The organism is Sinorhizobium sp. (assembly GCF_059070375.1).
On record NZ_JCACWC010000001.1, the window covers coordinates 164,807 to 187,340 of the forward strand.

Annotated in this window: 21 protein-coding genes and 1 pseudogene; 11 read left to right on the forward strand and 11 right to left on the reverse strand. The window is 60.3% G+C overall.

Annotation, left to right across the window (positions count from 1 at the left end):
• Window positions 1-4 precede the first annotated feature (4 nt).
• The 5 genes from AC5J09_RS00800 (at window position 5) to AC5J09_RS00820 (ending at window position 4,279) form a co-directional block, all read left to right on the forward strand.
• On the forward strand, window positions 5-667 hold the full coding sequence (locus AC5J09_RS00800; RefSeq protein ID WP_440854695.1) for a conjugal transfer protein TrbF: 663 nt from the start codon (window positions 5-7) through the stop codon (window positions 665-667).
• A 16-nt stretch (window positions 668-683) separates the two neighbouring features.
• Window positions 684-1,496 carry a P-type conjugative transfer protein TrbG gene (trbG, locus tag AC5J09_RS00805; RefSeq protein ID WP_494296586.1) on the forward strand — a complete coding sequence of 271 codons (813 nt, stop codon included), beginning with the start codon at window positions 684-686 and terminating at the stop codon, window positions 1,494-1,496.
• A 3-nt stretch (window positions 1,497-1,499) separates the two neighbouring features.
• Complete coding sequence (trbH, locus tag AC5J09_RS00810; RefSeq protein ID WP_338280570.1) at window positions 1,500-1,937, forward strand: conjugal transfer protein TrbH; 438 nt, start codon at window positions 1,500-1,502, stop codon at window positions 1,935-1,937.
• A 12-nt stretch (window positions 1,938-1,949) separates the two neighbouring features.
• The gene (gene trbI, locus AC5J09_RS00815) at window positions 1,950-3,251 is read left to right on the forward strand and encodes an IncP-type conjugal transfer protein TrbI (protein WP_494296587.1); all 1,302 of its coding nucleotides are present in this window, start codon (window positions 1,950-1,952) and stop codon (window positions 3,249-3,251) included.
• Between the two features lie 323 nt (window positions 3,252-3,574).
• A complete protein-coding gene (locus AC5J09_RS00820) occupies window positions 3,575-4,279 on the forward strand; it encodes an autoinducer binding domain-containing protein (protein ID WP_324765112.1) in 705 nt (234 codons plus the stop codon).
• Between the two features lie 3 nt (window positions 4,280-4,282).
• Here AC5J09_RS00820 and AC5J09_RS00825 read toward each other — a convergent pair whose 3' ends face one another.
• Window positions 4,283-4,603, reverse strand: coding sequence for a transcriptional repressor TraM (locus AC5J09_RS00825; RefSeq protein WP_324765113.1), 321 nt, complete (start codon window positions 4,601-4,603; stop codon window positions 4,283-4,285).
• A 243-nt stretch (window positions 4,604-4,846) separates the two neighbouring features.
• On the opposite strand from AC5J09_RS00825, the gene AC5J09_RS00830 reads away from it, so the two are divergent.
• Together AC5J09_RS00830 and AC5J09_RS00835 are read left to right on the forward strand one after the other, a co-directional pair.
• Window positions 4,847-5,068 (forward strand): helix-turn-helix domain-containing protein, encoded by a 222-nt coding sequence (locus AC5J09_RS00830; protein ID WP_324765114.1) that lies wholly within the window; start codon window positions 4,847-4,849, stop codon window positions 5,066-5,068.
• Between the two features lie 98 nt (window positions 5,069-5,166).
• Entirely contained in the window at window positions 5,167-5,799 is a 633-nt protein-coding gene (locus tag AC5J09_RS00835) for a DUF433 domain-containing protein (RefSeq protein WP_494296588.1), read from the forward strand.
• Between the two features lie 242 nt (window positions 5,800-6,041).
• Here the strand turns inward: AC5J09_RS00835 and AC5J09_RS00840 are convergent.
• From AC5J09_RS00840 to traA, 5 genes and pseudogenes are all read right to left on the reverse strand, one after another.
• Window positions 6,042-7,254, reverse strand: a pseudogene (locus tag AC5J09_RS00840) (ATP-binding protein).
• Window positions 7,255-7,359: 105 nt separating this feature from the next.
• Window positions 7,360-7,968, reverse strand: coding sequence for a TraH family protein (locus tag AC5J09_RS00845; RefSeq protein ID WP_494297038.1), 609 nt, complete (start codon window positions 7,966-7,968; stop codon window positions 7,360-7,362).
• 17 nt (window positions 7,969-7,985) lie between these two features.
• A complete protein-coding gene (locus AC5J09_RS00850; protein ID WP_494296589.1) occupies window positions 7,986-9,143 on the reverse strand; it encodes a conjugal transfer protein TraB in 1,158 nt (385 codons plus the stop codon).
• Complete coding sequence (gene traF, locus AC5J09_RS00855) at window positions 9,133-9,672, reverse strand: conjugative transfer signal peptidase TraF (RefSeq protein WP_494296590.1); 540 nt, start codon at window positions 9,670-9,672, stop codon at window positions 9,133-9,135. The genes AC5J09_RS00850 and traF overlap by 11 nt, the downstream gene beginning before the upstream one ends.
• A gap of 23 nt (window positions 9,673-9,695) precedes the next feature.
• Window positions 9,696-13,007: a Ti-type conjugative transfer relaxase TraA gene (traA, locus tag AC5J09_RS00860; protein ID WP_494297039.1), complete on the reverse strand. Its 3,312-nt coding sequence runs from the start codon at window positions 13,005-13,007 to the stop codon at window positions 9,696-9,698.
• Between the two features lie 255 nt (window positions 13,008-13,262).
• Here traA and traC point away from each other — a divergent pair, with 255 nt between their 5' ends.
• The 3 genes from traC to traG are packed head-to-tail and all read left to right on the forward strand — an operon-like array spanning window position 13,263 to window position 15,745.
• On the forward strand, window positions 13,263-13,559 hold the full coding sequence (gene traC, locus AC5J09_RS00865) for a conjugal transfer protein TraC (protein WP_338280945.1): 297 nt from the start codon (window positions 13,263-13,265) through the stop codon (window positions 13,557-13,559).
• A gap of 4 nt (window positions 13,560-13,563) precedes the next feature.
• The gene (gene traD / locus AC5J09_RS00870; RefSeq protein ID WP_338280582.1) at window positions 13,564-13,776 is read left to right on the forward strand and encodes a type IV conjugative transfer system coupling protein TraD; all 213 of its coding nucleotides are present in this window, start codon (window positions 13,564-13,566) and stop codon (window positions 13,774-13,776) included.
• Window positions 13,769-15,745 (forward strand): Ti-type conjugative transfer system protein TraG, encoded by a 1,977-nt coding sequence (gene traG / locus AC5J09_RS00875; RefSeq protein ID WP_494296591.1) that lies wholly within the window; start codon window positions 13,769-13,771, stop codon window positions 15,743-15,745. Before traD ends, traG begins: the two co-directional genes overlap by 8 nt.
• A 578-nt stretch (window positions 15,746-16,323) precedes the next feature.
• Here the strand turns inward: traG and AC5J09_RS00880 are convergent.
• Window positions 16,324-16,632, reverse strand: a complete 309-nt coding sequence (locus AC5J09_RS00880) for a DUF736 domain-containing protein (RefSeq protein ID WP_494296592.1) — start codon at window positions 16,630-16,632, stop codon at window positions 16,324-16,326.
• A gap of 454 nt (window positions 16,633-17,086) precedes the next feature.
• Between AC5J09_RS00880 and AC5J09_RS00885 the strand changes: the two genes are divergently transcribed.
• Window positions 17,087-17,263, forward strand: a complete 177-nt coding sequence (locus tag AC5J09_RS00885; RefSeq protein WP_494296593.1) for a hypothetical protein — start codon at window positions 17,087-17,089, stop codon at window positions 17,261-17,263.
• Window positions 17,264-17,287: 24 nt separating this feature from the next.
• Here the strand turns inward: AC5J09_RS00885 and pepT are convergent, their stop codons facing one another.
• From pepT to AC5J09_RS00905, 4 genes are all read right to left on the reverse strand, one after another.
• A complete protein-coding gene (pepT, locus tag AC5J09_RS00890) occupies window positions 17,288-18,514 on the reverse strand; it encodes a peptidase T (protein ID WP_338280947.1) in 1,227 nt (408 codons plus the stop codon).
• Between the two features lie 141 nt (window positions 18,515-18,655).
• The gene (locus AC5J09_RS00895) at window positions 18,656-19,891 is read right to left on the reverse strand and encodes a CapA family protein (RefSeq protein ID WP_494296594.1); all 1,236 of its coding nucleotides are present in this window, start codon (window positions 19,889-19,891) and stop codon (window positions 18,656-18,658) included.
• Between the two features lie 88 nt (window positions 19,892-19,979).
• Window positions 19,980-21,653, reverse strand: coding sequence for a dipeptide ABC transporter ATP-binding protein (locus AC5J09_RS00900; protein WP_494296595.1), 1,674 nt, complete (start codon window positions 21,651-21,653; stop codon window positions 19,980-19,982).
• Window positions 21,650-22,525 (reverse strand): ABC transporter permease, encoded by an 876-nt coding sequence (locus tag AC5J09_RS00905; RefSeq protein ID WP_338280593.1) that lies wholly within the window; start codon window positions 22,523-22,525, stop codon window positions 21,650-21,652. The genes AC5J09_RS00900 and AC5J09_RS00905 overlap by 4 nt, the downstream gene beginning before the upstream one ends.
• Window positions 22,526-22,534: the final 9 nt, after the last annotated feature.

A 22,534-nucleotide genomic window follows, 5' to 3' on the forward strand; every position in this document is an offset into this window, starting at 1 on the left:
GTCGATGGCAGCGAACCGCGCCCCCGAAAACCCGTATCTTGCCGCGCGCCAGGAATGGAGTGAGCGATACGGCTCCTATGTCCAGGCAGCCGCTGCATGGCGCATCGTCGGCATTCTGGGTCTGGCCATGGCAGTGATCGCCTTCGGGTATGCCATGTATCTCAGCACCCAAGTCAAACTGGTTCCCTATATCGTCGAAGTCGACAAACTTGGGACCGCAGCGACCGCCGGGTTCCCTGAACAGATCGAATACGCCGACGTTCGGGTGGTGCGCGCCACGCTCGGAAATTTCGTCACCAGCTTCCGTTCGATCACGCCGGACGCCGTGGTTCAGAAGCAATACATCGACCGAACCTACGCACTCCTTCGGACGTCCGATCCGTCGACGCAGAAGATAAATGACTGGTTCCGAAGCAATTCGCCGTTCGAGAAGGCCAAGTTGTCGACGGTCGCCATCGAGGTCAACAACATCGTCGCGCTTTCGAACCAGACCTATCAGATCGACTGGACCGAATACGAACGGGACCGGAAGGGCAAAGAAACGGGCACACGCCGGTTCCGCGGCATCGCGACGGTCACGCTGACGGCCCCACAGGACGAGGCGACCATCCGCCACAATCCAATCGGTCTCTACGTCCGGGATTTCGATTGGACAGCACAGCTATAAGGGCAGGGGACTTCACATGCAAAGAACAGGATTGATCGCAGCCGCCGGCTGCATAGCCGGACTCGTCATTGCGACGGGTGCTCATGCACAAAGCATGACGTCGAACGAGGTGAAGGGAACTAACATTTCGCGGAAGTGGCGCGGCACACCCGGACTGGTTACCACCGGGCTGGATGGCAAGGTCATCTTTCTCTTCGGCGAAACTCAGCCGTCCGTCGTCTGCTCGCCGCTGCAGGTCTGCGATATTGAGCTGCAGGGCGGCGAGATTGTCCGCGATGTCCTCGTCGGCGACACCGTTCGCTGGAAGGTGGAGCCGGCGACCTCCGGCGCCACCGGCGGTCAGGCTATCCACTTGATCGTCAAGCCGTCGGAACCCGGCCTCGTCACCTCCATGGTGGTCACGACGTCGCGGCGTACCTATCACATCCAACTCAAGTCCCATCCGAGCCAGTACATGGCCCGCGTTGGCTTCGAATATCCCGAGGATGTCTCGACCAAGCTTGCGGACATCAATGCCCGGCTCGAGACCGGCGGAACACTCGGAACGGCGCCCGATAAACTGAACTTCTCCTACTCGGTGAGTGGGCGCGCCTCTTGGAAGCCGAAGCGCGTCTATTCGGATGGTGTAAAAACCTACATCCAGTTTTCCAAATCGATCTCGGGACAGGATGCGCCGGTGCTGTTCGTCGTCAACGGGGGCCAGAACCGCGTCGTCAATTACCGGATGAAGAACGACGTGATGATCGTCGACTACGCAATCGATAAGGCGATCCTCGTCTCCGGAGTTGGCTGGCAGCAACAAAAGATCACCATCCGGCGGGGAGGCTGAGTGATGCGCAAAGCTCTCGTTTTCATCGTCGCTGCCGTTTTTCTTTCCAGTTGCCAAACTGCCGAGGAGGGACTGGACACCAGCTCAAACGCCACTGCGGTGACTGCCCCGGCCGCAAGCGCAATCGCCGGCGATATGGCGAGCCGGTTCGCCGAGCAAATTGGCCCGGCAGGCACCACAACCATCATGATGGGCAAGGGCACGTCGGAGTATGGGATGGCCCTCGAGGCCGCGCTGAAGGGATGGGGCTACACGGTCGTTACCGACGGGAAGATCGGAAAGGACGTGAAACCCGTCGAGCTCGCCTATTCGATCGATGGCGTTGACGGTCAGGTGCTCGCGCGACTCTCCACGCCGTCTATCGCCCTTGGCCGGGCGTATACAGCAACAGCAGTCGGCGCTACGCCGGCAAGCCCGCTTTCCGTCATGCAGCGTAATTGAGGGGAGACAGATATGGTCCAGTCTCTCCATCTTGGTGCGTCGGCTCATGCCGATGATGAGAACAGCATGCGCCGAATCAATCGGCTGCCGATCATCATCGCCATCGTTCTCGTCGCGCTATTCGTTGGCGTGGTCGTGATCGGACTGTCGTGGCGCGGGCTTCCCTTTGCCCGAAACAGCGATATCGACAGTGCTTCGAATACTCCCGCAACCAATTTCGGGGACCAGCTCAAGCGCGGCATTGCCGACGGCATCATCGGTGAGCCGGTTGAGCGGGAAGCGTTTCAGCCAACGCCTGCCGTCGAGCAGAAAGTTGAGAAGGAGGCGCCGGCTGTTGCTCGCCGACCCCTCGAACAGGAAGAGCGACGCCCCCCGCTGGAATCGGAAGAAGAATGGCGGGACCGTTTGAAGCGGGAGCAGGATGAACAGTATATCCGAGAGGCCCAGCGCCAGCGGATGGCTCGCCTGCAGGCGCGTGCAACGGCGCTGGACTCCCCATTGAAGGTCGATATTTCCGAAATTGAAAAAGCCGCAACGATTACCACAGACTCGAGCGGCCAAAATTCGACTGGGGCAGGCACGAGGGTCTCGGATCTCTATGCCGCGGCAACGAACGCCGGCCTTATGGGTCAGAATATCGATCCGAATGGCCAAACCTCGAAGGAAGATTTTTTCAACCAGGACATCAAAGATCTCGGTTATCTGCCGAATCAGACCGTGAAGCAGATCTCGCCCTACGAATTGAAACGCGGCTCGGTCGTTCCCGCTACGTTGATCACCGGCCTCAACTCTGATCTTCCGGGACGGATCACAGCGCAGGTGAGCCAGAACGTCTTTGATAGCGCGACGGGCTACCGGCTCCTCATACCGCAGGGTGCGAAGCTGCTCGGCCGCTATGACTCCAAGGTCTCATTCGGGCAGGAAAGGGTCCTTGTCGTCTGGACGGACCTCATTTTTCCGAACGGCTCAACCCTTCAGATCGGGGGCATGGCAGGCACTGACGCGGAAGGATATGGCGGCTTAAAGGACAAGGTCGATCGGCACCTATGGCGCACGTGGAGTTCGGCAGCACTCGTTGCCTTGATCGGCACCGGGATCGACATGTCAATGCCCGAAAGTTCGACGCTTGCGACTCAGGATACCGCATCCGATGCGGCGCGAAGAAACTTCGCCGAATCGTTTGGTCGGGTGGCGGAGCAGACAATCTCGAAGAACCTGAATGTTCAGCCAACAATCCGCATTCGGCCAGGTTACAGATTCAACGTGTTAGTGGACCAGGACATCATTTTCCCGTCCGCTTACCGTGGAATTTAACCACTTGGGGCAGCGACTATGCTCAGCCGCCATGCCTTAGGTTGAACCAAGGTGTGGCGGTGCAACCACGCAATATGAAATCCTTCTATTTCCCGCCACCTTTCCGGATTGACCGCGCTTGAAAGTTTCGCGGGGCTGGGTAGTAATTTCGCATTGCATCGCGTGACGCGGGTACACCAGGTTTGCGATTCAGACATCGACTGAAGGTCCGAAACGCTATCGTTGCCCCACGACCCCCTGTACGCGGGTCAGCTGATCTGCCTCTTCGACGAACGATGCCGGGGAAGACGAGCCGCCGCGTCAGGAACGTAAGGAGAAAAGCCGTGGACGGACATGTTCGCTCGCTCATCGATATGCTGGAAGCCGCGCAAGACGAGCATATGATGAAAAGTGCGCTGAAAACCTTTGCCCATTCGTGCGGATATGACCGGTTTGCCTATCTGCAAGCAGAAGCTCTCGAACTCAGGACCTTCAATTCCTATCCCGAACCATGGGAGGGCATTTATCTCGGTGGCGATTATTCACGGATTGACCCAGTTGTGAGGGAGGGAAAGCACGGGCGAGGTATGTTTTTCTGGACAGCCGATAAGTGGCCTGCCCGAGGATCTTCTCCGCTTCGGCGGTTTCGCGACGAGGCCATTGAGCACGGCATTCGCTGCGGCATCACCATTCCGGTTGAGGGCAGTTTCGGATCCACGATGATGCTGACCTTCGCGTCCTCGGAAAGAAAGGTCGATATTTCAGGGATGCTGGATCCCAAGAAGGCGGTTCAGTTGGTGATGGCTGTCTATTACCAACTGAAAATCATCGCAGCGAAAACTGCAATCAACCCGAAACGAATGCTGTCGCCGCGCGAAATGGTGTGCCTTGTGTGGGCAACGAAGGGGAGGACCGCGCTTGAAACGGCGATGCTCACTGGTATCAAGGCCAGAACCGTGCAGCATTATCTCGACAAGGCGCGCGAGAAATTTGACGCGAAGTCTGTGCCGCAGCTCGTTGCCATTGCGAAGGATCGCGGCCTGGTCTGAGGTCTAATCGTCGCCTTCAAACGGCACGTCTGGAACGTAGCCGAGTGCATCCAGAATTTCCGAGAGCTTCTCCTGATGGGCTTCGGACTTTTTCTGACGTGCGATATATTCGTCCTGAAGCGTCTGGAGCACGGAACTGGAAGTTGACGGGTCGTCGCTTGCGCGCGACCACTCGTCATAGACGGCCTGATCGGCTGCGAGAAGCCGGCGGTGTTCGAGGATCGCCGAAACAGCCAGGACCTCTAATTCCGATTTTTGCATCAAACCGCAGCGAGATTGTCTTCCAATTTTTTCGTCTGCCCCGGATGAGCTGGCGTTCTTCATCCTTGTCTCCTCTAACTTCATTTTAAGACCGCCAAGAACCGAGGCTTAGTTCGCGTCGCATACGCTTGCGATTAGATACCAGATTACCGGAGGATAGGAGAGAGTCGAAATCTTCGAACGGTTCACCGTCCCACACGAAGAGAAGCTTCGGCCACCGCGGCATCACCTTGATTCGTCAAATGTAATGTCGCTGTAGAGAATACTCCGTGGTGAAATACTCTACAAGCCGTTGCTCTCTCGATCATGGAGATTCGAGAGGTATTTGCACGAAATCTGAAAGCCGCGCGTCGGGCCAAAGGCCTGTCGCAAGAAGAGCTTGCTTATCGCGCAGGTATCGATCGCACCTACATCAGTTCCCTGGAACGCAGCGTTTACAATGCGAGCATCGATGTGGTGGATCGCTTGGCAATGGTTTTAGAAGTAGAAGCGTCTGATTTGCTGAAACGGACAGCAGAGAAGAAATGAACGCCTTGCTAGCCTGATCAGCAGCGAGATCGAAAAGCGAGGTCGGCCTTTACGGCAGCCATCTCCTGCAATATTTATTCTCCATAAGGAGAATGATTATGGCCAGCACATCACACGTCTACACGCCCGCCGAGGCGGCGGCTGTCAGCGAGATCGCTGTGAAATCGGTGCACAATGCGATCGACAAGCGCATCATCGAGACTCATCTCGTTGGTAGCAGGGGTCGAGCACTCACCGATCAGGATCTGCTTCGGTTGAAGCTCTGGTACGGCGTCGGATCGATCTTGTCTGCCGAGCGCCGCAAGCGCTTGTTCGACACCATCGACCAGAATCCCGATGCCGAAACTGTCAGGGCAGACGATTATCTCATTATCGACGTTGCGCGGGCACGAGAACAACTGGCCGCGCGGGCCGAGGCGCTTCGAGAAGCCGAACGAATGATTGAAAGCGTGAAAGGTGTCGTGGGTGGCGAGCTGGTTTTCAAGCGAACCCGTGTTCCTGTACGAACGATTGCCGCGATGAAGACCCAAGGCGCAAGTACAGCGGAAATCGTTGAGGGCTATCCTTCGCTCACCGAGCGTATGGTGGAACTTGCCGAGATCTGGGCTGCGGCCCATCCCGCCAGGGGACGTCCGAGGAAGCTTTTGGAGCAGGGCCTGAAGGTGAAATCCGTGAAGCGCCTGGTCCTTCGGAACGAGAACGTCCCCAAACCATCTGGCTCGACCTCGTGAAGTTTCTTATTGATGAACGCCCTCACACATCATTCGTGGCCGTGGCCCAAGCTCACGGCCAGGATTGTTTCCAATGTGAATTGGCTCGGGTTTAGCGGCGAAACCGACTGGCATCTGATGCCTCGGATCATCGAGGGGTATTTCATCCTCGTGACGAACAAAGGCCGCGACTTCTGGAAGCTTTGCGAATACCGGCCGTGCAATAGATGCGTGGGCATCGGTTTGAAACATCCTGACGCTGCTCAGCAATACATGGTCCATAGAATGGACAAGGGCGCTGCCTGCAATTTTTCTCCGAAAGGCGTCACGCGGTCATGATCGTGCAAGACCAGTCCACGCACGAAACGACCGCCAACCGCTTCCTGCAACTGACGCAATCCCCTGAAATCCTCAGTCTTCACCGTCGCTGATGCCTTGACCTCTATTCCGACGATCCGACCACGGCGATCCTCGATGACGACATCGACCTCGTCCTCGTCCTGATCTTTGGTCCTGTAATGCGAAAACGAAAAGCGCCGGTCAGACCAGGAGGCAAGCTTCAAAAGCTCGGAAACAACGAAGCTTTCAAGCAACGCTCCATACCGTGTTCTGTTTTCACGCAGCGCTTCGGATACGTCCTCCCGCAAGCTCGCCAGCAGTCCCGTATCGAGAAAGTGCAGTTTGGGCGTTTTTATCAGCCGGCTTAACCGGTTGTTCGACCATGGCGCCAGCGTTCTGATCAGAAAAAGCCGCTCGAGAATGGCTACATATTTTTGCGCGGTGACGCTCGACAGTCCCAATGCGGCACCGAAACTGCTGTGGTTCACCAGTTGGCCGGCATGTTCCGCAAGAACATCCAGCAACCGCGGCAGTCGATCGAGTTGATCGATGTTGGCGATGTCGCGAACGTCCCGGTCGAGAATCAGGGCCACGTAGTCTTCCAACCAGGCGATCCGCCGGGCAGGCGTCGCTCTGCGCAAGACCTCCGGATAGCCACCGCGCAGCACGGTTTCCAGAAGATCATCACCAAATATAGCGTCCTCGCCGGTCGCGGGTTCCTCACCAGCGAATAGACGATCCAGCAAATCACCCGGGGTCGAACGGATTTCGGACTGGGCGAAAGGCAGGGGCGGGACCACGGCCATGCGCCCGGCAAGGGAGTCCGCAATCGCGGGCACAGTTGCCAGATTGGCCGAACCTGTGAGTAGCAATCGGCCCGGGGCGTTGTCGCGGTCAACGCTTTCCTTAATTGCCAGTATGTTCGGGCGCCCGCTGAACTTCATCGATCACGCTCCTGTCAACGCCCCGGACAAAACCGACCGGATCAGCCTTGGCAGCACTGAGCGCGCCGGCGTCGTCGAGGGTGATATAGGCGCGATCAGGGCCTGAGAATTGCCGCGCGAGAGTTGTCTTTCCAGCTTGCCTTGGACCGGCTATCAGGACGACACGAGTGTCGGCAAGCGCAGTCTCGACTATCGGACGAGCCTCCGTCTATTTTAAAGTCATTTCCCGACCAATTTTAATCGCGCAGCCGTCTATATCTGACTTGGCAGCGAACGAAGGTCTCAAATTTCCAGTCGTTTATTTCCCACCGATCCGGGAAAGGTCGATTCGCATCTCCGCCGATCCAACGCTGCGGCTTTTCCCCGGACTTTCAGTGGCCGCATCCTCAGGAGAGCTGTCGGTGGCGTCCGCGTCTGAGGATGACGCACTGTCTGTCGTCGCGCTCCCTCCCGGATCAGGAGCCTGAAACACACGCACGCCTTCGAATTCGCCGGTCTTCCAAGCGTAGATCGCATCGTCGAAAATGTGCGGAAAGACCTCGTCGCTCCAAGGGTTGCCGTACCACTTGGCCACAATCCGAAGCACCTTGGCGAACATCGCAGTTCCCTTGCGAAGGTTCTCGCAGGCGTCGACCAGATCGGGCTGCAGATCGGAAGCATCCTTGACGCCGACGCCCGCCGGAAACTGCGTCAGGCCGACACGCACCACCGCTTGGCCGGCATACTGCCGGACGATGGCCATGGCTTCGTCCGGCGTCGTCGCCTTCGGGATGAGGATCAATCGGCCACCTGATTTGACGGTGACGGCAAGTGGATCATTTGCGCCCGCGGCGATCACGAACTGCTCGACGATCGGGGGCTTCAACGAGGGGTCTGCGCATTGTTGAATCAGGGCAGCGTCGAGCATGGCGGGCTCCTTGGCATTCAGATGTTGAAGGAAAGAACGAGGGGTTTCGCGAACAAGCGCGCCCAAGCTTGAGTGCTGGCGCGCTGGATGGCGACGATCGATGTCCCCTTGGTCCACCAGCCATTGCCGACAGCGACGATGAAGTCCGGCTCCTGCAGCAGGGACTGCAGGACGGGCCAGACGATCAGTTGCTCGTAGCAGATCAGCGGTGCGATCCGAGCGTCGACGGCGGTCACAAGCGGGTTGGCGAAGAAATGCGCCCGCGCGCTGCCGCTCTGACCCAGCAGGGCGCGCCAAGGCTGCCACATCGAGCCCGGAACAGGCATACGTTCGCGATAGAGGATTTGAGCGCCGTCGCCTGAAATCGCGACCAGAACATTGTCGTATCCGTTCGCATCGATGATGGCGGCGCCGGCAATGACGGTGGCGTCACTTTCCTGCAGTGCTTTTACCCAAAGCCGCTCGACGGTGGGCGTCCAGAAGCCCAGAGAACTTTCGGGAAGAACAACGGTGCCGCCGGATGCCTGACCCTTCATCGTGGCAATCAGATCACGGTGACGCGCAATGCTGACGTCGCGACCGAGCGAAGCTCCGAACTGGAGATCGACGCCCCGCCAGCCCTCCGGTAGTTTCGGTGGGTCCCAGGTTGCGGCGGACCATGCCCAAAACCCAATGAGGACGATCGGGACAGCCGGCCACATGCGGGTAACGAGGCCCATGAGGCCGGCTGTCGTGGCAACCAGCCCCCACCATCCCCACCCTGGAAACAGCACGCCCGCGGCGGTGATCGGATGCGCCCAACCGGTAATGCCAAATGGGGGGATAGCCATGAGCGCGGCCGCCACCAGATAGCAAATCGGACGAATGCCAGAATGCCTTGTCCAGAGGATCGCGTGGACCGCGACAAAGCTCAAAGATGCGCAGAGCCATAGAGCCAAGCCAGGCCACAGGTCGAACGCGTAAAAGGCCGCCACGCCTTGTGGCAGACCGCGTGATGCAGCGAGAAAATAGCCGGCCGAGACACACGCAGCCGTCAGCCTCTTTCGCGCAAGCGCCCAGAGGGTCGGAAACGTGCATGCGAGCGGAAGGAGAAGGACGTTCCCGCTCCAAGCAACCGTTCCGGCAATGATTGAAGCGGTAATCAACAGGACCGGCCGAACGTGCTCACAGTGCATTGGTGAGCACCGGTTGCGCCAGGCCGAGGATGCCCGCGACGGGAAGGGGTCCGAAGTAGCGGGAGTCATAGGAGCTCCTCAACGGTGAGTGCAGGAAGACGCTTTCTGGCGGCACGACGCCGCCGGAATAAGGCACCATCGGCCGACCCACGCCGTCGCGCTGAGCCAGATCGGAGAAAGGGATCGCATGCCCGTCGATCGTGACGCCCGCACCGATTTCGACATGCTGCCCGGGAACCGCGATGACCGTCTTGATGAGCGGCGCGACCCCGCCCGGGCACGTTCCGAAGCGGAGATAGCCACGCGCTCTGGCCTCCCGCATGACAGGCGTTTGCGGAGGACAAATGAAGACGAGATCGCCGGTCGACACCACTCGATTGAGCGCCGAGATGCGCCAGAGGCCAAGGGGTTCGCTCGGTGTCAGATTGATGCGGTAGCCGCCGATGATGGCCGCAGCAACACTGCCGGCAAGGGTGGTTGCTGCCACCAGCAAAAGCACGACGGCATTCGATCTTTGCGTAGGTCCCATCCGAGGTGCAGACACTTGCGCCGTCATTTCAAGGAGATCCCCTGGCTCTTTTTCTGGCACAGGCTTTCTGCCTGCTTCAACGCCTCGGTCGTGCGCTCATGCGCGGCCAGCTGCTGCACCGTCCGCATCGAATTCCACGCCGATTGCACTTCGGCCTTCTGCCCGGCCGTCATTGCACCCGTGATCGCATTGAAGGTCTGTCCGCTGGAGTCCTTGGCAGCCAGAGGAAGGAAGGTCCGTTCGCCGAAACGCTCCGCTACAGCCTTGGCGAAACCCTCGAGCTCGGCCTTCACTTGTCTGTCGGCAAGCGCATATTCGAGACCGGCCGGCAGGTCGTTCCGGTCGATCGCATCGCGCACACGTTCGAGGGTCTCCTTTGCGTTTGCCGAGAGCGCCGGAATATCGATCGACACGTTCAGACGGACGGCGCGTTCCTCGACCTCATATTTGCGTTCCGCATCCGCCCGCTGGCGCAGATAGCGATCGAGGTTACGCGCGAGCGCCGGCGCATTGGTCTCAGCCTTCTCCCGCTCCTGCTTGTCGGCGCGGCTTGCGAACATGCCGGTCTTGCCCTTCAGCGCACCGAAGTGTTCAGGGTTCGATCCGATCGTCGCCAGCGTGGATTTCGCAACGCTCTCGTCCTTCAGCATCGCGTCGACATCGACTGCCTTGAACGCGCTTTCCGGCTGCGCGTAGACGAGGTGGAAACGGGTCGAAACCTCCTGCCACTGCTTCTTCAAGCCGGGATCGGCTGTGACCTTGTCCTCGACGGCCTGGTCGATTGATTTGGCGAAGGTTGTGATGCCCGAGACCATCGGCTTTGCCTCCTTGGTGCTGGGTTGGGTTGAGGATTGCGTGGCGCCGCTGACAAGGCCGAGCCTGCCGGCAACGGCGGCAAGGCGAACACCGAGATTGGCAAGTTTTTGCTTCTGACTGACGAGCCATTCCAGGCGGTCGCGAACCAGAGTTCGGGCGACGTTGACGAGATGCAGACCGCGCGCTTCCGCAAAGCGAAGCGCCTCGCGATAGAAGGCGCTCTTCTCGTAATCGAGAGTCGTTTCCTTGGCATTCCTTCGCGACATGATCGCGATCAACCCGCCGGCCTTGGCGAAGGATCGGCGGCCATAATAGACGGCCAGATCCTCACGGTGACGAGTCATGGCGACATAGGTGAGGTGCCGATCGAGCGACAGCGACGCGAGCACCTTCACCCGATCGACGGTGGCGCCCTGGCTCTTGTGGATCGTCGTGGCATAGCCATAATCGAGGTTGTTGTAGAAGCGCTGTTCGACCAGGACCTGGCGGGCAGGCTCGCCCTCGCCGACCCGCGCAACAATCCGGCCTGGCGCGGTCTCGACGACCTTGGCCAGCATGCCGTTCTTGACACCGAGCGAGCCCTCATTCTTGAGGAACACGATCTGGTCGCCCACGGCAAAATTGCGATCGCCGTCCGCCGTCTTGAACATGGCTCCCTTGTCGAGAACCCCGCGCTCGATCAGCTTGATGCGCGCCATCTGGTTCAGCATGCGAACGTCCCTGCGCAAATGGGCAAGGATCAGGGACGTCTTCGCCGGATCGTAATCGCGGTCCCAGGCGGCGATGAGGTTGTCGACGGCGTCGGCCTTCAGATCCCATCCGATCACCTTGCCATTGGTACGGTAGGCGGCGACTGCCCTGCCGACGTTGCCACGCGCCAGATCAAGCGAGGCATCGCGCATCCATTGCTGGCGCTGGCGATAGATGGTTTCGAGTTCGGCATAGCCGATGCGATCGGCAATCGCGCGAAACGCGGCGCCTGCTTCGATGGGTTGAAGCTGTTCGGGATCGCCGATGAGAACGAGCTTGGCACCGGCCTTCGTTACGGCTTCGACGAACAGCGCCATCTGCCGCGACGACACCATGCCGGCTTCGTCCAGGACGAAGACCGTCTTGCTATCGAGCTGGTTACGCCCCCCGTTCCAGCGCAGTTCCCAGGACGACAGCGTGCGAGAGACGATCCCGGCTTCCTTCTCAAGGCCCTCGGCCGCCTTGCCGGCAAGTGCGCCGCCGACAACCCGGTAGCCTGCCGCCTCCCAGGCTTCGCGCGCAGCCTTCATCATCGTCGTCTTGCCGGCGCCGGCGCGGCCGATCACCGCGGCAATCCGCTCGGATCCCGATACATGCTCGATCGCCGTTTTCTGCTCGTCCGAAAGACGCTCATGACGCGCAAATGTCGCCGCCAGCACCGCGTCGCGAACGCCATGCGAAGTCCGCTGAGACAGCCAGACCGCTCGATTGGCCATCTCGGCTTCGAGACGAATCATGTCGCGGGTCGTGTACTTGACCGGCACTCGGATACCGGTGGCAAAGTCGATCCGCTCGCGCTCCAGGCGGAGCGTGTCGGGATGCAGGATGATCCGAACCATAAGGCTTTGGAACAGGGCGGAATCGTCGATGTAACGATGCAAGACCTTGGCGACATCACGCTCGTCGAACACGCTTTTCTCACGGGTGATCAGGTCGATGACGAGCTTCGGATTGCGGTCGATCCGTCTCGCATTTTCCGCTCTACGCGCATCCTGCAGTTCGATGCGCTCGAGCTCGACCGGCTTCGTGGCACCATCGGTTTTCCGCTCGATCGCCCTGGTGCCGACGCCAAGGTGGATGGTCGGTTCGAGATCGATCCCTTGCTTTTCGAAGGACCGTCCATCGACGCGAAGGTCGAGACCGGCCAGCGCCAGATGCCGGTTCTGGCAAGCAAACCATCCGTCGCGAAACGCGTTGAAATCGTCGATACCTCCAGCCCAGAGCTCATAGACGATCTTGCCTGCATCGTTGCGGATCGGATTGCCGTCCGGCCCGAGCACGGCAACCTTCTTGGCGCCGAAACCGTCTTCGGTCAGCGGCCGCAACGTCGTCATCAAATGGACGTGCGGATTGCCAGGGGCGTCGTGATAGACCCAGTCGGCCACCATGCCCTTCGATATAATGTGGCGCTCGACAAAATCCCGTACGAGCGCAATGTTCTGCTGAGCGCTCAGTTCGATCGGCAGTGCGATCGTGACGTCCTTGGCAAGCTGGGCATCGGAGCGCTTCTCGAAATCTTCGACCTTGTTCCAGAAGGCTTCGGAGGCGCCGGCGACCGAACGATCCGCGATCATTGCACGCAGCCATTCCGGGGCATCGGCAGGAATAACGAACTCTTCATGCAGCAATCCCTGCTTGCGAGTGTAGTCGATCGTTCGAGCCTCGCGCTCGTAATCCATCTTGGCGCAGTGCCGATAGGCCGCCGACAGGACGGCGCTGCGGCCGGAGCCACGGGCGACGACGCTGACGGAGAAGTGAGGGACGGCCACGGCGAATTCTTTCCCGGTTGCGAACGAAATCAACAGGTTCGTCGAGAGCGGCGGGGCCACCAGGCCTCCAGCAAGGGCGTCGCGTTAGCGACGTATAATTGCGCCCCCTTCGGATCCGCTCCTTCGGAACGGCCGGGATCATTCACCAAAGCTTGCGCTTTGGCGATTGTAGGATTCACAGTAGTGCGTTCCGCGCTCACCTCCCTGAAACTGGGTTCGAAAGACAAGCTTTCTCACCCAAGGGAGACAGACGGAATGAAGAAGCCATCCTCGAAGATCCGCGACGAAATCGCCAAACTCCAGGAACAGCTCAAGGTCGCCGAGACCCGCGAGGCCGAGCGGATCGGCCGGATCGCGCTAAAAGCAGGTCTGGGCGACATCGAGATCGACGAGGCAGAGCTGCAGGTGGCCTTCGAGGATCTGGCGAAACGGTTTCGCGGAGGCGAGGTTCGCACGACCGGAGGGAAGAAAGGAGCTGGCGTCGGGGAAAGCAGCGCACCGTCCGCGCAGAACGCGGCTGGCGCGGCTGCGGGCGGGACTGCGGAGGCTTGAGCGGATGGCGCGCACGACCACATCCGACGCCCGCAAGAAGGACACGCGGGAAAAGATCGAACTTGGCGGCCTGATCGTCAAAGCCGGCCTTCGCTACGAGAAACGCGCGCTTCTGCTGGGCGCCCTGATCGAGCTGAGCCAACGGCTTAAAACCGACGAGACCGTGCGCCCGCGGCTGCTTGCGATCGGAGCGGAGGCCTTCAAGACAGATGAATAGGATCATCCTCTTCATCGTACCTGTCGCGCTGATGTTCCTGGTCACGATCGGATTGACGGGGATCGAACACTGGCTGTCCGGCTTTGGAAAGACGGAGACTGCGCGGCAGACGCTCGGACGCGCCGGTATCGCGCTGCCCTATGTCGCCGCGGCGGTCATCGGCAGTGTCTTCCTGTTCGCGAGCGCCGGCGCGATCAGGATCAAGACAGCAGGATGGGGCGTAGTTGCCGGCGGTGTAGCGACAATCGTTGTCGCCATCGCTCGCGAGGCAATCAGGCTGTCGGCATTCGGGAACCAGGTTCCGGCCGGCAAGTCGATCCTCTCCTATATTGATCCCGTGACGCTGATCGGCGCGGCGGCGGCAGCGATGTCCGCCTGCTTCGCCCTACGTGTCGCGCTCGTCGGCAACGCGGCCTTCGCCAGTGCTGAGCCCAAACGCATACGCGGCAAGCGGGCGCTTCATGGCGAGGCCGACTGGATGAAGATGCAGGAGGCGGCCAACCTGTTTTCGGACGCTGGCGGCATCGTCGTCGGCGAACGATATCGGGTCGACAAGGACAGCGGAGGAACGCGCCCGTTTCGCGCTGACGATCCCGACACATGGGGCATCGGCGGCAAGCCACCGCTCCTGTGCTTCGACGGCTCGTTCGGCTCATCACATGGCATCGTGTTCGCCGGTTCCGGCGGCTTCAAGACGACGTCGGTGACGATCCCGACGGCGCTCAAATGGGGCGGCTCGCTGATCGTCCTCGACCCGTCGAACGAGGTTGCCCCGATGGTGTCAGTGCAACGAGGCAGCGCGAATCGGGATCTATTCGTCCTCGACCCGAAGAAGCCGGAGACCGGCTTCAATGCGCTTGATTGGATCGGGCAATTCGGCGCCACCAAGGAAGAGGACATTTCATCCGTCGCTTCATGGTTCATGAGTGATAGCGGTGGCACACGCGGAGTTCGCGACGACTTCTTCCGGGCCTCGGCCTTGCAATTGCTGACGGCGATGATCGCTGACGTTTGTCTCTCCGGCCATACGGAGAAGGAGAACCAAACGCTTCGCCAAGTTCGCGCCAATCTCTCCGAGCCGGAGCCGCAGTTGCGCCAACGCCTGCAGGAAATCTACGACAATTCGGATTCGGATTTCGTCAAGGAGAACGTCGCGGCTTTCGTGAACATGACGCCCGAAACCTTCTCCGGCGTCTACGCCAATGCGATCAAGGAAACCCATTGGCTGTCCTATCCGAACTACGCCGCGCTGGTTTCCGGAAAGATGTTTTCGACGGGGGATCTTGCCGAGGGAAACACCGACGTCTTCATCAACATCGATCTCAAGACCTTGGAGACGCATGCGGGCCTCGCGCGCGTCATCATTGGCTCGTTTCTCAACGCGATCTACAATCGTGATGGGGCGATGCCGGGCCGTGCGCTCTTCCTCCTCGATGAGGTGGCGCGGCTTGGCTATATGAGGATCCTGGAAACCGCGCGCGATGCCGGTCGCAAATATGGCATCACGCTCGTCATGATCTACCAGTCGATCGGGCAGATGCGCGAAACCTATGGCGGTCGCGACGCCGCCAGCAAATGGTTCGAGAGTGCGAGCTGGATCTCGTTTGCGGCGATCAACGACCCGGAAACGGCGGACTACATCTCGCGCCGTTGCGGCATGACAACAGTCGAGATCGACCAGGTCAGCCGAAGTTCGCAGATGAAAGGATCGTCGCGGACGCGGTCGAAGCAGTTGGCCGCACGACCGTTGATCCAACCGCACGAGGTTCTTCGGATGCGAGCGGACGAGCAGATCGTATTTACGGCCGGGAACGCGCCGCTGAGATGCGGCCGCGCGATCTGGTTCAGGCGCGACGACATGAAATCCTGCGTCGGAGCGAACAGATTTCACACGCTCGGAAACCCACCCGATCCACTTCGGGTCGAGCCGGCGCGCAGCGCAGCGAGCAAGGCTGAACCAGAACAATGAAGAGTATCGGAGAAATCAGCGTGAGCGCCGCCCAAAGGGCGGGATTTCGGGAATTCTCGTCGTGCGAGGGCGGGAACAGCGCAGCCGCAGGAGCTTCAACATAGTGGCCCGAAGGGGAGGCGGGACCGACTGCGCCCCGCATCTCGCACTCCGCCTAAAGCGCCTTGTTCGTAAACGCAGATGAAACCGAAGCCGAGGTAGGTTGAGGCGAACAGGAGAGGACCGAGCCGCCTGCGCAAATCACTGACCGCGCGATCCTCTGCGCCGTGATCATCATTGCTACGGGAGGCTGGCTTGCCCTCGGGGGCGCTGGCAACCTCTCCGGAACTGCTAACTGCGGCTAGGACACCGACACCAGACTCGTTATCGACCGTGTTTTTGATCTGCGGCGCCGATCGCCATGTGAACTGCGCCGTCGACGGCCATACGTCTGGTTTGCTGGGGAGAAAATCGCGGATATCGGTCAGACATTTCCGGTCCTGTACGGCACCAGAAGAGCCGGAAGCGGCTCGATGCCCGCTTGCGGTTTCTCAATTCGGCCGGTTGGCCCCGCCTCCCGGCGGGGCCTCGCCCGGATCTCAGTCCCAGTTGGGGCGCGACCAGATCAGTTGGTAGCCGTCCTCGCCTTCGACTTCGGTGAGGGTTGCGTAGATCGGCGCGGGGAAGCTCGGGTCGTCTAGCTTGACCGAGAGGTAGTCGCGGTCCTGCTCGGACCGCTTCTGCCAAGCTGCACCGAGCTCGACGTTGCCGGCGTAGATGCGGAAGTGCGGGCCCTTGTCGGAGGGGTTTTCGATGCGGGCAATGCGAGCCTTGACGTTGAGGGCAAGCGTGCGGATCGAGCCGTTGAAGCCGCTTTCGGTGGAGTTGAAGGTGCCGATGGTTGCCATTGTGGTGTTCCTTTCGTTGGTTTCGGACCGCGCCCTTCGCGGCCTCGATGGCTGTCACAAGGATCGGGGACGATTGGGCCGCACCTGACAAGGCCGGAATGGAATGGAGGACGGCCGGGAGAAACTTTGTTGTTTCGGGAGGAATGAGCGCCTGAGCGCTCAGGGGAAGAAAGTTTTGTATGGCCGTTGCGGGAAGACGATTGAGGCGAAGCCGCTCTCCGATCAGACATGCCTCATCGAGCCCGAGGAGGACGTGGCCAATGCCGACGGATCAGAGGAACGCGGTGATGGCAACGTGCCACGGACTCGCCCAAGCGGAACATAGCATGTGGTCAAACCGTTGCTCTATTCCTATGTCCGGACGCTGGTTCGGTGGCGACGGACCTGCCGGCTGGAGTTGCCTTCAATAATCAACCCGGTCTCGAGTGCTCGCGATTCGCCGCCTGGAGGATTCATGCGTCAGCAGACAAAGCCGTTTACCGTAGAAATCAAGCACTGCCGAAAGCTCAAACCGACTGACCGCAAAACCTCGATCTGGGGCAAGCTGGACCTAACGCCAGATCAGGGCACGCTCACGGATAGAGAGCAGAGAGAGGTGTCGGCCGTTGGCGGCGACAACGACCGACTCTGAGATTTAGGCCGCGACTTTCTCATCTCAGCTACTCGCCGACAGTTGGCAAATCTTGAACGCAACTTCCAACGACTTTTCGAAGGCTGGTATCGGCAAAAATTCGTAGCGCGAATGGAAGTTGTAGGCGCCGGTGAAGAAGTTGGGTGTCGGTATTCCTCTGGCCGAGAGGACCGCGCCATCGGTGCCGCCGCGCATCGGAATCACCTTCTTCTCAATCCCTAGTTCCTCCATAGCGCTAAATAGCAGAGCGACGGCACGATCGTCACGAGCGAGGCTCGTGGAGATGTTTCGATAGGTGTCGGTGACCTGATACCGGACATTCCCGGTCGGATAGCGCGATCTCATCGCTTCCGCCACCTCGGCGATTTGGCGTTTGCGCCGATTGAAATCATCTGTGCCAAAATCCCGGATCAAAGCGGTCAGCGTGGCCCCGCTGTCGTTGGCGATGACGTCCTTGAACCAGAAAAATCCCTGGCGTCCTTCGGTGGATTCAGGCGTCTCCTCGCGGTGGAAGTGGGAGATGAAGTCCATCGCCATCAGCAGCGGATTAACGAGCGTTCCCTTCGCGGACATCGGGTGCGCACTGACGCCGGTGAGGACGATCTCGCAGGATGCGGCGTTGAATGTCTCCAGGACCACCTCGCCAAGTTCGCAGCAGTCGATCGTGTAAGCAAAATCACAAGGGAAGCGGGAGAGGTCCATCGCCTTGGCGCCGCGCATTCCGATTTCCTCGTCCGGGACGAAGGCGACAAAGATATCGCCGTGGCCAACCTGCTGATCAAGCCGGGCAAGCAGCGTCATGATGACGGCGATGGCGGCCTTGTTGTCCGCGCCGAGGACACTGGTGCCGTCACCAGTGATGATGTCATTCCCCTCCCACCCAAGAACTTCCGGATGTTCGGCGACCCTGAGCCAGATGTTTTCCTGGCGATTGAGGCAAAGGTCTTTGCCTTCGAAGCGGAGGATTTGCGGGCGGACGAAGGGCGAGAGGCCGACATCGACGGTGTCGAGATGCGCGATGAAGCCGATCGGTGGGACCTCAGGCCTGTTGCCACGTTTGACTCCCGTCACGATGGCATGCTCGTCGACCAGCACGTCGTTCAGGCCAATTGCGCGCATCTCGTCGGCGAGCAGGGCAGCGAGTGCTGCTTGTCCGGGCGAGGACGGCAAGGATTGGGAGCGGCCGTTGCTTTGACTCTCGATCGCGGAATAGCGAAAAAAGCGGCTGATGAGTTCTTCCCTAACTTCCATGTTGTCCATCCTCGTCCTGAAGAGATTCCCGCTCTTGTCGTCGGCGTTTTTTGGCTGAGATGGGTCGGCCCGCTCCGCTGCCCGCTGTCGTGGTGGACTGCGGAGTTAACCAGCAAGCCCTTTGGTACGGCGCTCTACAGGCTAAAACCTGATGACACCGACCCCGCCGGAAATCTCGACGTCGACGCCGAATCTCGTCGATTGTTCGGAAAATCGGCGCAATATCCGTTCGGCGCTTTCGCCTGCTGCTAGATGCGGCGCCAGGCGATGCTCCAGCACCCCATCAGCCAGCGCTTCATCGCCTCCGATGATGACGGGGTGAAGCGTGATCTCGATTAGGCCATTATCATCGCCGAACGAGCAAAGGCCGATGACGCTCTCCCAGACTTCGGGTGCCGTCCAGGTCGACTTCTCAGAACGCACGTGGAAAATGAAATTCCCGAGGCTGTAGAAGATCGGCCGGCCTCGGTAGATCTCGATCGGTTGGAGGACGGGCGCACCGTGGCTCACGAACATATGAGCACCCGCATCGATGCATCGTTTGGCGACGCCACTCACCCAGTCGGGAACCTGATACCAGTCGGACGCCCAATGGTGATGGTGGAGATAGGCGATCACCAGAGATCCGTCCGCGGCCGTAGCCGCGATCGAGGCGAGATTCCTGGCGAGATCGGCCTCATCGATCTTGACGCTGCGTCCGAACCTTTCCGATCGCGTGAAGACCGCACGCGAGATGCCGATTTCGGATTCCGGGGCGAGGCGCGGCGGATCGTCCGGCTGACTGTCGTTGGTGAGATCGATCGCGGTGTACCCAACCTTGTCGCGAATAGCCCGGATTTGATCGAACGCGGTCTCGTCGACCTCGATGACCTGGGACAGCCGAAGCCGATTGACGCCCGGGCGTGCTGGGCGATTGTCCTCGGCATCGGCCGCATACATGAAATCCGGACCGGGGCCGCCGTCCATCGCCACGATCGCGACGCGCCGTCCACCGATCGTTCCGGTGCTTGCCTGTGAGGCTTGCGCGTAGTTACGGCCGAGGCCGGCATGGAGGAAGTCTCGCTTCTCCACCTCCTCGAGCGTCGAGAGCACGCCGGATGGGCCGAGGTCGAACGCATGGTTGTTCGAAAGGGAAAGTGCGCGAAACCCGATGGCACGAAGGCTGTCGAGAACGGCTGGATCGCTGCAGCCGAAGAAGGACCCCTTAAGTGGCCACCCGCCGTGGCTCCCAAGGATGGTCCCTTCAAAGTTGGTGAACGAGAGATCCGCCTTGCGAAGGAGAGACTGAACCTCACGGAAGGCCGGGGCAGGGACGTCGCGGATATCGTGCTTGATGAGCGATTGGCCAGTCACGGCCAATGTGAACCTGTCATTCATGGAGTCACCCTCTGTGGCGATACGTGCCACGCGTTTCAAGAAATTGGTGGTTCGGGGCTGGGCCCATTCGTTGAGACGCCGGCACAGCTCAGCATCTGAAGCGGTGCGGTCGGGCGTTGATGAGCGTGCGCGTGTAGGGATTGTCGGATCGTGAGAAGATGAAATCGGATGGTCCGAAATCCTCGACCCGGCCGTCCTTGAAGATGTAGACCGAACTGCACATCTCCTGGACGATGGCGAGGTCGTGGGAGATGAAGATCATCGTCATCTCGCGCTCGGCGATGGTGTCCTTCAGAAGTTGGATGATCTCGGCCTGCACCGACACGTCGAGTGCCGATGTCGGTTCGTCCGCGACGATGATCTCAGGCGCCGCGAGCAGGGCCCGCGCGATGCAGACGCGCTGCCTCTGACCGCCGGAGAGCTGGTGCGGATAGCGGGCGAGCAGGCTGCGAGCGAGCCCCAACCGATCCATCATCGCCGCCGCGTCCGTCGGTTCTTCCCCGGCGGCGAGCTTCGCGCCGAAGCGGATGCTTTCGTCGAGCGTCTCGGCGATGGTCATGCGGGGGTTCAAGGACGCGGAAGGATCCTGGAAGATCATCTGCACCCGGCCGAGGAGGCCGTTGCGACGACCGCCTCTGGAAACGTCGAATTCGCTGGCACCGATCCGGATCCTGCCCGCAAGCGCCGTATCAAGGCCGGCGATGATACGGCCGAAGGTCGTCTTGCCGCTTCCGCTCTCGCCGACAACGCCGGTGATCGTGCCGCGTGGCAGTTGGAGGCCGACGTCATGCAAGCCGAACTTTGGCTTGCTTCGGCCAAAGCCCCACGCAAAACCCTGCTGCGCGAATTGTTTCGACACGCCGTCGGCGACGAGAAACATCGGCGCCTTGTCGTCTCCGATCGAGGAAACACTTCGGCCGCATCCGTCGTCCGCGCTGGTTGTCCAAGCGGTGACCCGGAGCCTCGGAACGGCGGCGAGCAGTTTGCGTGTGTACTCGTGGCTGGGCTGATCGAGAATGGTGGGCGTGCGGTCCGCTTCCACCACCTGTCCTTTGCGCATCACCAGGACCCGGTCGGTGATCTCGGAGATCACGCCCATGTCGTGAGTTACGAGGATGATGGAAACGCCCGTTTCGTCTACAAGGTTTCGAAGTAGTCCGAGGATCTGCTTCTGAACGGTCGCATCGAGCGCCGAGGTCGGCTCGTCGGCGATGATGATGTCGGGAGAGCCGGCAAGAGCAATCGCTATGACGATGCGCTGCCTTTGTCCTCCGGAGAACTGGTGCGGGTAGTTGCGGTATCGTCGCTCCGGCTCCGGAATTCCGACACGGGCAAGGAGATCGAGGGTGCGGGCCCGCGCCTCACGCCTGGAAAGTGAGCCATCGACCGCAAGGCAGGTTTCCTCCACCTGGGCACCGATGCTCATCAGCGGATCGAGGGAGGCGGTGTGGTCTTGGAAGATCGCTGATATCCGACGCCCTCGAAGCGCCTCGCGCTCATCGGGCGTCATGGTGTGGATCGCCTGACCATTGAACTCGATCGTCCCGGACGTCTGCTGGAGCTCGGGCGAAAGCAGGCCGAGCACGGCATTGCCGAGCGTCGACTTTCCGGCTCCCGACTCGCCGATGATGCCGAGGATCTCGCCGCGTCCGAGTTCCAAACTCACGTCAGAGAGGATTGTTGTAAAGCTGTCTCCCGAAGCGTGGCGAAGGCCAAGGTTCTCAACCCGCAACAGGGGTATCGTCACGTGTTCCACTGTCATAGCGAATGGTTCCTTGGATCGAGGCTGCGTCGAACGTCTTCACCGACGAGATTGATGCTTGCGATCAGACCGAAGAGGGCGAGCCCCGGGAACAGGCTGATCCAGTATTGACCGGTGAGAAGATACTGGAACCCGTTTGCGACCGCGGAGCCGAGCGAGGGCTTGTCGATCGGAACGCCCAAACCCAGGAAGGAGAGGGTCGCCTCGAGTGCGACGGCATGGCCGACCTCGATCGGGATCAAGGTAACGGCCGGCGCGATGCTGTTCGGAAGCAAGTGGCGGAAGATGATCCGCGACGTCGGCAGCCGCATCAATCGGGTCGCATCCATGTAGGGTTTGTTCGCCTCGCTCAAGGCAACGCCGCGCGCGATCCGCGCATAGGTCGCCCATTGCGCAATGATCAACGCCAGAATGATCCGGTCCACGCCCGGGCCGAGCGTGACGATGGCGATGAGCGCGATCAGGATCGTCGGCAGGCTGAGCTGCAGGTCGACGAGCCGCATGATCGCGACATCGACCCACTTGCCGAAATATGCGGCGCTGACACCGGCCGTCAGCCCGACCAGCGCGGCGATCGCCGCGCTGGTGATCGACACCACCAGGCTGATGCGCAGGCCATAGAGGATAGTACTGACGATGTCGCGGCCGAGCCCGTCCGTCCCGAGCAGGTATAGATAGCCGCCGCTACCGAGCGTGCCCGGCGGCGAGGACGCCTCCCATCCGTAGATCTGCAACGGATCGTAGGGATTTTGTGGTGCGATTGCCGGTGCCGCAATAGCAAGCAAAATGTAGCTCGCAAGCAGCACCTTGGACGCGGTCAGGACCGGTCCATGCGGACGCTTTCGGAGCGCCCTCAAAATTTGAGCTTTCATGACGGGGTC